The organism is Qipengyuania flava (assembly GCF_019448255.1).
Classification (GTDB): Bacteria; Pseudomonadota; Alphaproteobacteria; order Sphingomonadales; family Sphingomonadaceae; genus Qipengyuania; species Qipengyuania flava_A.
Genome location: NZ_CP080410.1, coordinates 979,440 through 993,777, shown reverse-complemented (window position 1 = coordinate 993,777; position 14,338 = coordinate 979,440). Strand labels below are relative to the sequence as shown.

Below are 14,338 nucleotides of genomic sequence, written 5' to 3'. Positions count from 1 at the left end.
CGTCTTCGCTAAACCTCGTATTTCCGCCATCGCCGCGATTGGCACGGTTCTTGGAACACGTGCGAGCGCGACGCGTAATTTACGTGCGTTACCGGCACCAGACTTCTCTCGGGGGACACCACCAGGTGAAAAAGATCGAAGCGATCATCAAGCCCTTCAAACTCGATGAGGTGAAGGAGGCGCTGCACGAAATCGGCGTGTCCGGGATCACCGTTACCGAAGCGAAGGGTTTCGGCCGCCAGAAGGGCCACACCGAACTCTACCGCGGCGCCGAATATGTCGTCGACTTCCTGCCTAAGGTGAAGCTCGAGGTGGTGGTGCCCGACGGCATCGCCGAGCGCACCGTGGAAGCGATTGCCGCTGCGGCGCAGACCGGGCGGATCGGCGACGGCAAGATCTTCATCTCGTCGATCGAAGGCGCGCTGCGGATCCGCACGGGCGAAAAAGACGACGACGCAATCTGAGTTACCGCGGGCCTTGGCGCCCGCACAACACGTTCAGTTCAAACGGAGGCAATACTAATGGCAAGTGCAAGCGACGTCCTGAAACAGATCAAGGACGAAGGTATCGAGTGGGTCGACCTGCGCTTTACCGATCCCAAGGGCAAGTGGCAGCACCTGACCATGGTTGCAGGCGTGCTCGGTGAAGACGAGCTCGAAGACGGCCTGATGTTCGACGGTTCGTCGATCGCCGGCTGGAAGGTCATCAACGAAAGCGACATGATCCTGAAGCCGGATCTCGACCGTGTCTATGTCGATCCGTTCAGCGCCGAACCGATGATGATCGTCTTCTGCGACATCGTCGAACCTTCGACCGGCGAGTGGTATGCCCGTGACCCGCGTTCGACCGCGAAGCGCGCCGAGGCGTACCTCAAGTCGACCGGCGTCGGCGACACGATCTATGTCGGCCCCGAAGCCGAATTCTTCATGTTCGACGATGTCCGCTTCGAAGACGGCTACGCCGGCTCGGGCTACGCCATCGACGATGTCGAGCTGCCGACCAACTCGGGCAAGGAATACGAAAGCGGCAACCTCGCTCACCGTCCGCGCGCCAAGGGCGGCTACTTCCCCGTGGCACCGGTCGACAGCGCCGTCGACATCCGCGGCGAGATGGTCTCGACCATGATCGAAATGGGCCTCAACTGCGACAAGCACCACCACGAGGTGGCCGCCGCGCAGCACGAACTGGGCCTCACCTTCGGCACGCTCGTCGAAACCGCCGACAACATGCAGATCTACAAGTATGTCGTGCACCAGGTTGCGCATATCTATGGCAAGACCGCGACCTTCATGCCCAAGCCGATCAAGGACGATAACGGTTCGGGCATGCACACCCACATGTCGATCTGGGACGATGGCAAGCCGACCTTTGCGGGCAACCAGTACGGTGGCCTCAGCGAAAACTGCCTTTACTACATCGGCGGTGTCATCAAGCACGCGAAGGCGCTGAACGCCTTCACCAACCCGACGACCAACAGCTACAAGCGCCTGGTCCCGGGCTTCGAAGCCCCCGTGCTGCTCGCCTACTCGGCGCGCAACCGCTCCGCTTCGTGCCGCATCCCCTATGGTGCGGGCGACAAGGCGAAGCGCGTGGAATTCCGCTTCCCCGATGCGATGGCCAACCCCTACCTCGCCTACTCGGCCCTGCTGATGGCGGGCCTCGACGGGATCACCAACAAGATCCACCCGGGCGAAGCCATGGACAAGAACCTCTACGACCTGCCGCCGGCAGAGCTCGCCGAAGTTCCGACCGTGTGTGGCTCGCTGCGTGAGGCACTCGAAGCGCTTGAAGCCGATCACGAGTTCCTGCTGAAGGGCGACGTCTTCACCAAGGACCAGATCGAGGCCTATGCCGAGCTGAAGTGGGAAGAAGTCCTCCGGGTGGAAACGACTCCGTGCCCGGCCGAGTTCGACCTTTATTACAGCGCGTAATTCTATTTCGCCCGACGGCGGAAAAATTATTTTAGAGGGGCGGCCGGAGCAATCCGGCCGCCTTTGTCTTTGAACTGTATGAAAAAGTGCGACCTTGGCGCAACAATATGGCGCAAAACCGGTCATCTACGTGTCTTAAGGCCCTTTCCTTTCCCCCCGACCCGGTTCTAGAACAATCGTATGCGCTGCTTGGGCATGCGCTTTGCGAACCAATCCTGGAGGGGCTTTCGTAATGAAATCTACATTTACCCGCCGTGGCGGTCGTTTCCTGACCGGCGCTGCAACCATCGCTTTCTCGGCGATGGCCCTGAGCACCCCTGCTCACGCCATCGTTCCCAATGACAATGTCGACCCCAACGCCGACCGTTCGGACGGCGGCGCAGTCGATGCAGACAATGAATTTGCCGGTGTCGGCATGTTCTTCCGCAACGACGGCTTCGTCTGCTCTGGTACGCTGATCAATCCGCGTACCGTGCTTTTCGCTGCGCACTGCGTGAACGATCGTCCGGAAACCGACTACAATGACGGGCTCATCCGTTCGGCGTGGTCGTTCAATCCCAACGCCCTTCCGGGCTTCATCGACTGGATCAACAACGCTTTCACCAGCAACCCGGATCTGGCCGTCTTCGACGTCAACCGCATCTTCATCCATCCGGGTTCGGTCGCACGCCCGGACGGCTTCGGCTTCCTCGAAGGCGACGTTGCGCTGGCCAGCCTCGACACCCCGGCAGCCGACCTGCCGACCTGGTCGATCCTGTTCTCGCCGCTGCCGGCTCCCGACGAGATCACCGATGCCGACGGCACCGGCTATCACGTCAACATCACCGGCTACGGCCGCTCGGGCACCGGCACGACCGGCGCCTCGCAGGGCATCGACTGGCGTCGCCGTGCTGCCGAGAACATGATCGGTTCGCTGACCTCGTTCGACGATCGCAACACCTTCCTGTTTGGTAACCCCTTCGGCGACCTGCCGCAGGTTCTCTATCGCCTCGACTTCGACGATCCGAACAAGACCAACCCGTTCGACTTCAACCTCTACAAGGATGAGCCGCGCGCCAACGAAGGCACGACCGCAGGCGGCGACTCGGGTGGTCCGCTGATCCTCGACGCAGCCAACAACCCGATCACCGACGAAGACCTCGTCATCGGCGTCCTGTCAGGTGGTTCGCGCTTCTTCGGCCCGCAGGTCTTCTCGAGCTACGGTACGGAAAGCTTCTATCAGCCGCTGTTCCTGTTCTGGGACTGGATCGCTGCCAACAACCCCTATCGCTATGTCACCGCCAAGGAAGGCGACGGCAATTGGGAAGATGCGAACCACTGGGAAACCACGCTTGACCCGAACTACCGCGTCATCACCGACGGGCAGATCGTGAACGGCATCCCGACCTCGCCGGGCAACGAAATCGCCGGCGACGCACCGCAGTGGGGCGAAGTCTGCTTCGATCCCGAAGGCGACAACCCGGGAGACGGCTGCCAGGATCTCGGTAGCGGCGACGCAACCCCGCCGGCGCGCAGCGTTGACGGTCTTGTCAGCTCGGGCATCGGCGAAGTTGGCGAAGACGCCCTTGGCGGCAACGGCAAGGTCGCTGCTTCGCCCGAACCCGCTGCGGTTACTGCCGTGTCGGGTGGCCGTGGCGCACTCAGCCGTGATGGCCTGATCATGGCCGTCGAAAGCCAGAACAATGGTCCCGAGATGTTCGAGAACATTGCTCACGGCGTCGACTTTGCGGACGACGAAGCGCAGAACGGCGCGGAAATCGCCGAAGACGAAGCCCAGGGTAGCGACGGCGGAAGCCCCGAATTCTCGGATGATCCGCTGCCCGATCCGACGATCGACAACGGTCTGCCCGGCGCGTCCGGCTTCGTGCCGAACAATGTCGATCCCATCGTCGACGCCGATCCCGACGTGAACGTCAATCCGCGTTACTACGACGTGACGCTGGCCAACGCCGGCACGACGACGCTCAGCAGCGCGGTCACCATCGACCGCCTGACCGTCCGCAGCACCGCGGGCCTGAACATCACGTCCGATGGCAGCCTGACCTCGCTGATCGACGTCAGCCAGTTCGGTGGCACGATCACGGTTGACGGTGCGCTCAACTCGGTTGGCGATTACAGCATCTTCGGCGGTGCCCTTCAGGGCGGCGGCACGGTCACGGCACCGTTCGTCACCAACCTGATGGGTGCGATCTCGCCGGGCACGATCGGCGGCATCGACACGCTGACCATCGACGGCAACCTCGTCCTCACTTCCGCTTCGACGCTGATGATCGACATCGGCCCGGGCGGCGCATCGGACAAGGTCGCGGTCACGGGTGAAGCATCGGTCGGCGGCATCGTCGCTGTCGGCGCCGGCGCCACCACGATCGTCAACGGCAACGGCCAGGAGTACAACATCCTGACCGCTGATGGCGGTGTGACCGGTCGCTTCACGCGCGGTACGCTTTCGCCGATCCTGCGCCAGACCTTCCGTTACACCGATACGGATGTGTTCATGCAGATCGTGGCGAACAGCTACCTCACGGCTGTCGACACGTCGAACCCGACGCAGCGGGCCTACGCTCGCCTGCTCGATGCAAACCGTGGCAATGCCGCTCTGGCTGACCTGTTCCTGGCTCTCGACTTCGCTAGCGAGGACACGATCCAGAGCACGCTCACCAGCTGGGCTCCGACCACCGAGTCGGCAACCCGCCAGCTGGTCGCCCAGTCGTACAACCAGATGCAGTCGTTCAACGCGACGCGTATGCGTGAATCGACCCTGGAAAGCACTGGCGGCACCATCGCCACGCTCGGCAACCCGATCCAGACCGCAGGTCTTTCGGTGTCGCGTGGCAGCCAGCCGGTTCTGGCCGGTGCCATGGGCCTCGACCAGGTCGACGAACCGACCCGCGTCCAGGACGGTGCAGTCCGTGAAGACGTCGCCATCTACCTTGCTGGCGGCATCCTCCAGGGCAGCGGCGCTTCGATGCCGGGCTTCACCACGGTGAAGACCGACGTTGACGGCTACTTCTTCGGTGGCGGTATCGAGTACTTCCCGAGCGAGAATTCGATGGTGGGCCTCTCGGTCCAGTATTCGGACCTCGAAGCGGACGTTGCGCTCGGCCATGAAGCGGAATCGCAGATGCTCGCGGTCTCGCTGTATGGCTCGGTCAAGACCGACAGCAACTGGGTCATCGACGGTCAGATCAGCCTGACCGATGTCGACCTCGAAACCGAACGTACGGTCGGCCTGGGCGGCACGCCGTTCACGCTCTCGAGCGACAGCAGCGACGGCGGTATCGCCGGCGCCCTGGGTCTCTCGTACGACTTCGAAGGCGATTTCGGCACGATCTCGCCGGGCATCGAAGTTCGCTTCGTGGACCACTCGCTCGACGTCGTCGACGAATCCGGAGGCCCGATGGCCCTGCGCATCAGCCGCCAGGACTTCGAAAGCTTCCAGGGTCGTATCGGCTTCGACTACCAGAAGACCGCTGGCTCGTTCCAGATCGACGCTCACGCCGACTGGGTCCACGAGTACGAAGACGGACCGTTCGCGGTTGCCGCTTCGTTCGCAGCCGGTACCGGTGCAGCCCAGCTGTTCCCGGTCGCCAGCCAGGACAAGGACTGGGGTGAGATCGGTCTGTCGGCCACCTTCGGTTCGGGCGCGTTCCAGTTCGGCGTCGGTGCCGACACCACGCTGGGCCGCAGCAACGCCAATGCGCAGTCCTACCGCGCTACGGCAACGCTCAAGTTCTAAGCGAACCTGACGGAGCCTCCGGCTCCACAAGCGAAGGGCCGTCCGGGAAACCGGGCGGCCTTTCCTTTTGCGCGAAAGGATTTTCCTACTCGGGTCGATTGTGCCTAATCGGATGGCTTCCCGCTCGAAGGAGGCTCCATGGACCGCAAACCCCTGTTCGATACCGTCCGCCGCCTGATCGGTCGCGGCTTGCGCCAGTCGGAAGTCGATGCTCTCGATACCGTGCTCGACGCAGTCTCCGACTGCTCGCCGGACCGCCCACCACCTGTTCCATCCCGGCGGATCGGCCCGCGCGGGATCCAACTGATCCGCGAGTTCGAGGGCTGTGCCAGCCTGCGCCCCGATGGCCTGATCGAGGCCTATCCCGATCCGGGGACCGGCGGTGATCCCTGGACCATTGGCTGGGGCGCGACGGGCAAGGGCATCGGTCCGGGCACCGTGTGGACGCAGGCGCAATGCGACGAGCGCCTGGTCGCCGATATCGCGCGCCATGCGGCCGAGGTAGCCTCGCTGATCGAAGGCAGTGCGACCACACAGGCGCAGTTCGATGCGCTGGCCAGCTTCCATTTCAACACCGGTGCGCTGGGCCGCTCGACCCTGCTGAAGCGGCACCTGGCGGGCGAGACCGACGCTGCCGCCAGTGAGTTTACCCGTTGGAATCGGGCCGGCGGGCGTGTTCTCAAGGGGCTGGTGCGCAGGCGCAACGCCGAGGCGAAGCTCTACCGATCAGCCGCGTGAGCGGCACGGTCTGACCCGCACAGCGGGGGCTTTTCCGGAACCGTTGCCATCGCCGTCCCGTTGCAAGTGCCAAAGGAGATAGAACAATGCGTACTGTGTTGGTCGGCGTCGCAACCGTGGCGCTCGCGGCCGGGACGGCATTCGCCCAGCCCGGTAAGAACAACGGCAATAACGGACAAGGAGGTGGCAAGGGCCCGCCCGCAGCCTCCATGGATCGCGGAAAGCCCGATCGCGGGCCGCAGGGTGCCGCCAATGGCAACAACCGCGGTCGCGCAGCCCTGCCCGCCGCAAGCCGCGGTAACGATCGCGCACCGCAGCGCAACGCGGTTCGCCAGGAGCAACGCCAGGTCGTCCGCGATATCGAGCGCCGTGTAAGTCACGGCAACAGCCCGGCGGCGCGCGGAACGAACGTGCGCACCCTCGATCGGGTTCGCACGGGCAGCGTCGATGTGTTCCGCGACCGCGACCGGCGCCGCGCCATTATCGATGGATGCCCTCCGGGCCTCGCCAAGAAAGGCAATGGTTGCCAGCCTCCGGGCCAGGCGCGCAAGCGCAGTGCCTATTACGACGGCTGGAACGGCTACACCTACCGCCCGAGCCTTTTCGGCCTGAGCAATTACGGCGCCGGCAGCTATCGCTATGACAACGGATACCTGCTGCGCTTTGGCAACAACGGCGGAATTGCCGGCTACATCCCGCTGCTTGGCGGCGCGCTGGCGATCGGCAACACCTGGCCGACGCGCTACGAAAGCTATTCCATTCCCGACTATTACGTCGATTATTTCGACCTCGGTCCGGCTGCATCCTACCGCTACGCCGATAACGTCATCTATCGCGTCGATCCGGAAGATGCAGCCATCCGCTCGGTGGCAGCGCTGCTGACCGGGGATGACTTCGTGGTCGGCCAGCGCCTGCCGCGCGGCTACGATGTCTACAACGTGCCCTACACCTACCGCGATCGCTACTACGACACGGACGACGCCTGGTACCGCTATTCGGACGGCTATGTGTACCGCGTCGACCCGGAAACCCAGCTCATCGCTGCTGCAATCGACCTGCTGGTCTGAAGGAGACGGACATGAACCCGATCAAAACCGGATCCATTGCCCTTGCGCTGGCATGCGTCTCGCTCACCGCCGCCTGCGGAGGCGTGGAGGACGAAGACCCGACGACTGCGACACAGGATGACGGCTCGATCACCATGGCCGCCGCGCTTTCGGCCGACGACAACCTGTCGGTCGCCTTGCGCGCGCTGGAGCGCTCCGACCTTTCCGACATCCTGGAAAGCCGCGCCAGCTACACCCTCCTCGCCCCGAACGACGCGGCCTTCGAGGCCTTGGGTGAGACGGGGCAAGCCCTTGTCGAAGACGAAGACCAGCGTCCCATCCTTGTCGGATTGCTTCGCGGCCACATGCTTCCCGGCCACCTGACGCCGGAAGCCATTGGCGAGGCTATCGAGCGCAATGGCGGGCCGGTCACGATGACAACGCTGGGCGATACCGAGGTCACCTTCTCGCGCGATGGCGAGGCGATTGCGGTATCTGTTGGCGGTAGCGAAAGCGCAAGCTTTGCAGGAACCGCCGCCGCGACAAGCAACGGCGTGGTCATCCCCATCGACACGGTCCTGCTCCCGCCATCCGCCGGGTAAGACCGAGCGTCAGTAATCCCGGCTGATTTCGGCGACGACGCTTTCGCGCCCGACGGTCGAGACCGCGCCCAGCAGCGATAGCCAGCTGGTCACGCGGAACTCGACCTCGGTTGCGCTGTAGCCGCGTCCGTCGGTGATGATCTCGGCGTAGAAGCGCCGTCCGAAGTTCTTGCCCAGCGCCACGCCGGTGCCCCGTCCAAGCGCGGGGTCCGCGCTGACGATGCGCAGACGATCGAGGCCGATGGCCGTGCGCAGCTGGTTGATCGGATCCATTCCGCCGCCGCCGCGAAGGCTGGCCACCGCGGCGCCCAGCTGGAGCGCATCGGTCGCCGAGAGGCTGGTTACCGACCCGCCGAACAGCAGCCGTGCAAGAAGCTCTTCCTCCGGAAGCGAGGGGGTCGAGCTGAAAGCGATCTCGGGCTGCGTTGCGCTGCCCCTTACCGTGACCTCAACCGTCAGCCCGTCGCGTTCGGTCTCCGCGAGGATGTCGAGCCGCGGATCGATCGGAACACTCGCATCGAATTCGATTTCGCCGCGCGTCAGCTCGAACCGCGTGCCGGCAAAGGTGTAATCCCCGCGCACCACCTCGGCCTCGCCGCCAATGCGCGGATCATCCGTCGTACCCCGCAGAAGGATATCGGCCGACCATTCGCTGTCGAGCCCCATGCCGTCGACATCGATACGGCTGTCGGCGCGTGCGTCGATCAAGTAGCGCCAAGGCCGCGCCGGAGCGGCCCGCGGCGCGCGGCTTGCCGGTGCGTTGACTTCGCGCGTGGCTATCCGCGGCAGGCGGAAATCGTCGGCGGCCGTGCCCAGGCGCCAGCTTGCACGGTCGACCTGCAGGCGTCCCGCAATCGTCCCGCCCAGCCCGTCCGAGACAATCCGCAAAGGGCCCGTGATCGTGGCGCTGAGCCCTCCTGTCTCAAGCAAGCGCGCATTGCGCGCCGATACCCGTAGATCGAGCGTCGGGCCGCGGATCTCCAGAACCCGGCCCTCCACCGCTTCGCCCAGCGTGCGCAGGTCGACGATGCCGCTGCCGGACACCGAACCACCGTTCACGGTTGTCCCGGCAAAGCGGGTCAGTTGAAGGCGCGACCCGCGGAACTGGCCGCTGAGGGCAATATCGCGAATATCGGTACCCGACAGTGAGCTGCGCAATTGCAGGTCCTCGCCGGAAAGCGAGCCGCGCACGCGCGGGTTTTCGAGCGTGCCAGTGGCGTCGGCGGCGATGGCGATCGGTCCTGTAATGTCGAAGGTGTCGAGCGCAGCAAGCCGCCAGAGGCTTTCCGCCGCGCCGCGATAGCGCAGCTGGGCGAAGAGCGCTCCGGCTCGCAGCCGGTCGATCAGCAGGCCCGATTGCGGCAGGCCCGTGATGCGCGCCTGCACCCGCCCGCGCTGGATGTCCTCGTTTCGCAGCAGCGCCCGCGCCTCGAGGTCGTTCTCGGTCAGCTGGGCAACGAGCGAGACATCGACGGGGCGCGAGGTCAGCACCAGGCCGGACCGGGTCAGCCCCTCGATCTTCACCTTGGCCTGCGACACCGGCAGCCTGCCCGCCCCGGTCTGGTATTCGACCGTCCCGGATATCGTCCCGCCAAGCCCCGTGTCGGCGCGGACCACGTCGATCAGCGAAAGCGGCATGTCGGCCAGCTTGAAGTCGAAATCGAGGTCGCCGCCGCCGAAGCGGCCCGATGCAATCACGCCGCCATCGCCATAGGACAATTGTGTCGGCGAAAGCTGCCACCCGCCGCCCTCGAGCGCAGTCAGGACCGCACGGCGCGGCATGACGATCCTGCGGCCCGCGAACTCGCCCTGTGCGGCCACCGCGATACGGCCCGGTGCGAAGAGCGCGTTGGTATCGAGCACGAAGCGGCCGCTGCGGCGACCCGAGAGCGAGGCGTCGATGCGGCCCTTGCCGTTCTCGACCGATCCCTCCGCCGCCATGCGGCCGATGAAGAGGGTTCCATAGGACAGGCCAGTGGCGGTGCCGGAGCCGGAAAACTGGGTCACCCCGCTCCCGATCACACCCGTTGCGTCGATATCGGCGCGGGCGATCCTGAGCGGCGTCGATCCGCCGAACCGCGCGTTGCGGGCGACAAGGTCGATAATGAGACCCTGCCCGCGTGCATTGGGAGAGAGACCGAGCGTCCCGTCAACGCCGCCTCCGGCAAACGCAAGCATGCCCTGCGCTCCCCCTTCGACGAGGTTCACCCCGCCCGTCACACGCGTATCGGAGACGCGCAGGGTCTCGATCGCGATCCGCGTCGGGCCGCCCTCGGGCGACACGAGGTCGAGCCGGCCCGCGAACGGACCAAGCAGCGACTGGCCCTCCGTGTCGATGGCGAAGCCGTCACCCTCCGGTGCAATCGCCAAGCGGACGTCCTCAAGACCGGTAGCCGGCCGCACGAACACGAGCGCTGCGCTGGGTCCTGCCTCGTTGACGCTTGCTTCGAGGGTGAAGTCGCCGAAGTCGACGTGACGGCCGGTGCCCGCGACCTGGGTCACGCCCTCGTTTACGCCGCCATCCAGCGCCAAGCTCACCTTGCTCGCATCGACCCGTAGCGCGTTGAACGCGAGCGGCGCAGAGCCGCCAACCGCCACACCGCCGCGCACGCGAATGGGATCGCCCGCGAGGTTGGCGAGTGTTGCGTTGGTGACCGGGGCCACCTGCGCGTCGAGATTGGCCGACAGCCGCCAGGGACGCCCCGGAGCAAAGGCAAAGTCGACCAGCGCCGTCCCGCCAAGCGCGCCGACATTTTCCAGCGCAAGCCCGGAAGCGCGTACGGGCCCGCGAACCTGGTATTCGCCGCTCGAAAGATTGCCGCGCAGCGCAAGATTGGCTGCTGCGGCCGGAAACACGATGCGCAGGTCGTCGGACAGAAGGGTCGAGCCGTTGAGCACCAGCGTACCGCGCGCGCGACCCCCGACAAGGCGGGGATCGACCAGCGCGTTGCCGCTCACGATGCGGCCGACCGAGACATCGAGCGGCACGTTGGCCCGCGTCCCGTCGTAGGTTGCGGTTCCCTCTTGGCTAAGCGCGACGAGCTGGGTGCCGCTGATATCGAGCGTGCCGATGTCCAGCGTGTGCGCGATGTCCAAGGCGTCAAACGCGCCATCGAAGGTGGCGGTAAGACGCGTATTTTCCAGCGCCACCCCGTCACCAAGCAGCGCGGGGTCGCGCACGAACACGTCCACATCGAGCGCCTCTGCGCGGTTGGCAGCCAAGTCGACCACCCCGTCCGTCTGCACTCGCAAGCCGCGCCCGACCAAGAAGGCCTCGCCATCGAAGCGCCGGTCGTCGATCGCCATGTCGGCCTTGATCGCGACCCGCTCTCCGAGAGCCCTCGCCGGAAGCCCGGTCAGGAAGTCCGAGGGGTTGAGCGTTCCGAGCGCACCGAACCGCCCGGCGCGGTTCGTCAGCTTGAGCGCAGCAACCCGCGTGTCGTCCGACCGGACCAGCAAGCCGCCGTCCCAGCGCGTCCATGTCCCTTCGCCGCGCAGCCTCGCCCTGTGCGGCCCGGTGAGGCCCGCCAGCGCAGCTACAGGGCCATCGCCCGCCGCATCGAGATCGAGCGAGAGGTCGAACGCATCGCCATCCGGTTCCGCATCGAGCAGCAGGACGAGCCGGTCACGCTCGCCGAAGCGCCCGTCGAGGTCCAGCATCAGGCGGCGGTCTTCGACAGCCGCGCTTCCAGTGAGGTCGACACGTTGCGGCTGGTCCCCGGCGATACCGCGCGCAAGGGTCAGGGCGTCGATCTCGAGGCGCTCGATGGCGATGTCGAAACCGGGCAGGATCGGCCCGTCTTCTTGGCTCGGCAGGAACTCTGGCACCCGCGCCATGGCTGCGCGGCGCGCGGCGAAGCTGTCGATCTCGAGCCGGTTGGAAAGCCATGCGCCGGGGTTCCAGTCCACCTCTGCGCGCGGGATGGTAAGGAACACGCCCTTGGGATCGGACAGCTGCACATCGTGCAACACCGCCGCGCCGTAGAGATTGCCCTCGATCCGGCCGATCCGGATGTTGAGGCCATTGGGAAGCGTCTGTTCGGCGATCCGGTTCGCAAGGAAGCGTTCGCCCAGCGACGTGTTGAGCAACGCTAGCGCTGCCCCGAGCAGGAGCAGCACGCCCAGCACGGCAATCAGCGCCCATTTGCCCACGCGCCGCACCATCAGAAGGCCTGCCCCAGCGAGATATAGACACCGATCGCGGAATCGTCCGGGTCGGGATTGAGCGGCACGCCGACATCGAAGCGGATCGGCCCGAAGCCGGTCGCGTAGCGTACGCCAACCCCGGCGCCGAACTTCACGAAGCGGAAGTCGGGCACGGAATCGATCGAGACGGTCCCGGCATCGACAAAAGGCACGATGGATACCGCCCCGCCCAGAATGCCGGTCCCGATGCGCGCTTCAACCGAAGCTTCGACGAGGCTGCGCCCGCCCGTCGGTTCGAGGAAGTCGTTCTTCGGGCCAATCGCCTGGAAACCATAGCCGCGCACCGAGCCACCACCGCCCGCGTAGAGGCGCCGCGAAGGGGCGATACCGGCAAGAGCGGCCCCCTGGATGCTGGCAAAGCGCAAGCGGCCCGCAAGCACGGTGCGTTCGCCAACCGACTGGTAATACGTGGCGTCCACCTGGTTGCGCAGGTAGTAGTATTGCTGGCCGCCGGTCCGCGAGGTTTCCGGCCCGAGAAAGCCTGTCAGACGGAAGCCCCGTGTCGGGTCGAGCAGCGAATCGCTCGTGTCGAGCGTGGCGCGCCCGAACAGCGATGCGATGAAATAGGTCTGGCGCGGACGGGCGATACCGCCAATCACCCGGTTGCGTTCGTCGGTTGCGAGGATCTCGGCGCCCACGCCCCAGGCCAGCGGCTTTTGGAACAGCAACGTCGATGTGCGCTCATAGGTGCCGGTCAGCGCCACAGTGCGCGCATCGAAGGCAACCGTATCGAGGCTGGAGGCATAGGCATCGATCGTCAGGACCTTGTCCCGGCCACCGAAATTGTTCTTGCGGAAGGTCGCGCCCAGCAGCTGCTCGCGGGTACCGAGTATACCGCGCACCCGTAGCGATCCTTCGGGCGGGAAGAGATTGCGATGCTCCCAGCTCGCCTGGATTCGCACGCCTTCTTCCGAACCATAGCCGATAGCGCCGGAGATGGTGCGCACCTTGGCGCGCTCCATCGTGACGTCCATCGCCACCACACCCGGTTCGTCGCCCTGCGGCGGTGCGATCTCCCGCGCTTCCACGCCCACGGTCGAGACAAGGCCTGTCGCGGCGATCGCGCGGCGCAGGTCGAAGGCCAGGCTGCGCTGGTAGGTTTCGCCTTCATCGAACCGGGCAATGCTGGCGAGGTGACGGCTGGAGAGGAATTCCTCGTCGTTGCTGACAACGCCGCCGAAGACGTATTTGCCGTTCGGGCGCACGGGCAGCGAAAGGTCGCCTTCCAGCCGTTCGTGGTCGATCAGCAGCTCAGGCTCGTCGATCTCCGCAAAGGGATAGCCGGTCTCGCCCAGCGCGCGGTCGAGGTTGAAGCGCTCGCGCATGATCGTATCGGACTGGAGGAAATCGCCGGGCTGGATGCCGAAGGAATCGCGCAGAAGGGAGGCATCGGGCGCCGTGTCGAGCGCGCCGAGATCGATCGCACCGAAGGTGTACCGCGGCCCGGGAATGATATCGAACCGCACGCGCGGCCCCTGGCTTGCCGTGTCTTCGCCTGCATCGCGCGTGCCGATGGTCCGCACGATCTCGCCATCGTAATAGCCGTAAACCCGCAGAAGGTTCTCGAGCAGTTCCTCGTCCGCTCGCGCCCTCGCGGCGAGCTGGGCCACGTTCTCGTCGCCGTCGTCCAGCTCTTCGATCGTCGAGAGGGCTTCGAACCGGTCGACGAAGTCGGCGCGTTCGCTGAACGGGGGCTCTTTCTGCGGGAAGCCCAGGACCAGGCTATCGTCGAGTTCGAAAGTCTCCGCTTCGTCGAACGCAATCTGCGGTGCTTCGTCCAGCAGCTCGGCGAAGCGAATGTCCTCTTCCGGCTCCAGCGGCTCAAGCGGGTCGAGCTCGACCTCTTCCGGCCAGGACACCGACATGTCCGGCAAATCGGCAATCGGGGATTCCGCTGCGAGCGCGGAGGGCCCGTCGGCTTCGCTGGCGGGCTCGCTATCCGTTCCCTGCTCGGCCCAGGCATCGGGGTTCTCGACCGCGCTGTCGGGGATCAGCTCTTCGAGCGAGGGCGGCGCGCTGGTGCTTTGCGCATGAAGCGGCGAGGCAAGGCTAAGGGCAACCGCCGCAAGGCAGCCGCTC

At 65.4% G+C, this 14,338-nt stretch carries 9 protein-coding genes; 7 read left to right on the top strand and 2 right to left on the bottom strand.

The features are described from left to right. Positions 1-125 precede the first annotated feature (125 nt). The 6 genes from KUV82_RS04820 (at position 126) to KUV82_RS04795 (ending at position 8,053) form a co-directional block, all read left to right on the top strand. Positions 126-464, top strand: a complete 339-nt coding sequence (locus tag KUV82_RS04820) for a P-II family nitrogen regulator (RefSeq protein ID WP_219955755.1) — start codon at positions 126-128, stop codon at positions 462-464. A 57-nt stretch (positions 465-521) separates the two neighbouring features. Beyond that, positions 522-1,931, top strand: a complete 1,410-nt coding sequence (glnA, locus tag KUV82_RS04815) for a type I glutamate--ammonia ligase (protein ID WP_219955754.1) — start codon at positions 522-524, stop codon at positions 1,929-1,931. A 232-nt stretch (positions 1,932-2,163) separates the two neighbouring features. After that, complete coding sequence (locus KUV82_RS04810) at positions 2,164-5,667, top strand: autotransporter domain-containing protein (protein WP_219955753.1); 3,504 nt, start codon at positions 2,164-2,166, stop codon at positions 5,665-5,667. A gap of 138 nt (positions 5,668-5,805) precedes the next feature. Then, the gene (locus KUV82_RS04805; protein WP_219955752.1) at positions 5,806-6,405 is read left to right on the top strand and encodes a lysozyme; all 600 of its coding nucleotides are present in this window, start codon (positions 5,806-5,808) and stop codon (positions 6,403-6,405) included. A gap of 86 nt (positions 6,406-6,491) precedes the next feature. Next, complete coding sequence (locus KUV82_RS04800) at positions 6,492-7,472, top strand: hypothetical protein (protein ID WP_219955751.1); 981 nt, start codon at positions 6,492-6,494, stop codon at positions 7,470-7,472. Between the two features lie 11 nt (positions 7,473-7,483). Beyond that, positions 7,484-8,053 (top strand): fasciclin domain-containing protein, encoded by a 570-nt coding sequence (locus KUV82_RS04795; protein WP_219955750.1) that lies wholly within the window; start codon positions 7,484-7,486, stop codon positions 8,051-8,053. A gap of 9 nt (positions 8,054-8,062) precedes the next feature. Here the strand turns inward: KUV82_RS04795 and KUV82_RS04790 are convergent, their stop codons facing one another. Beyond that, positions 8,063-12,217: a translocation/assembly module TamB domain-containing protein gene (locus KUV82_RS04790; RefSeq protein WP_219955749.1), complete on the bottom strand. Its 4,155-nt coding sequence runs from the start codon at positions 12,215-12,217 to the stop codon at positions 8,063-8,065. Further along, positions 12,217-14,124 carry an autotransporter assembly complex protein TamA gene (locus KUV82_RS04785; protein WP_258319848.1) on the bottom strand — a complete coding sequence of 636 codons (1,908 nt, stop codon included), beginning with the start codon at positions 14,122-14,124 and terminating at the stop codon, positions 12,217-12,219. The genes KUV82_RS04790 and KUV82_RS04785 overlap by 1 nt, the downstream gene beginning before the upstream one ends. Here KUV82_RS04785 and KUV82_RS14200 point away from each other — a divergent pair. After that, positions 14,123-14,293 carry a hypothetical protein gene (locus KUV82_RS14200; RefSeq protein WP_258319847.1) on the top strand — a complete coding sequence of 57 codons (171 nt, stop codon included), beginning with the start codon at positions 14,123-14,125 and terminating at the stop codon, positions 14,291-14,293. The genes KUV82_RS04785 and KUV82_RS14200 overlap by 2 nt on opposite strands. Positions 14,294-14,338 lie beyond the last annotated feature (45 nt).

Bases quoted from the DNA above. Each gene is read 5' to 3' on its own strand.
- glnA (WP_219955754.1), top strand. From the start codon at position 522: ATGGCAAGTGCAAGCGACGTCCTGAAACAGATCAAGGACGAAGGTATC.
- KUV82_RS04810 (WP_219955753.1), top strand. From the start codon at position 2,164: ATGAAATCTACATTTACCCGCCGTGGCGGTCGTTTCCTGACCGGCGCT.
- KUV82_RS04805 (WP_219955752.1), top strand. From the start codon at position 5,806: ATGGACCGCAAACCCCTGTTCGATACCGTCCGCCGCCTGATCGGTCGC.
- KUV82_RS04800 (WP_219955751.1), top strand. From the start codon at position 6,492: ATGCGTACTGTGTTGGTCGGCGTCGCAACCGTGGCGCTCGCGGCCGGG.
- KUV82_RS04795 (WP_219955750.1), top strand. From the start codon at position 7,484: ATGAACCCGATCAAAACCGGATCCATTGCCCTTGCGCTGGCATGCGTC.
- KUV82_RS04790 (WP_219955749.1), bottom strand. From the start codon at position 12,217: ATGGTGCGGCGCGTGGGCAAATGGGCGCTGATTGCCGTGCTGGGCGTG.
- KUV82_RS14200 (WP_258319847.1), top strand. From the start codon at position 14,123: ATGTCCGGCAAATCGGCAATCGGGGATTCCGCTGCGAGCGCGGAGGGC.
- KUV82_RS04785 (WP_258319848.1), bottom strand. From the start codon at position 14,124: ATGTCGGTGTCCTGGCCGGAAGAGGTCGAGCTCGACCCGCTTGAGCCG.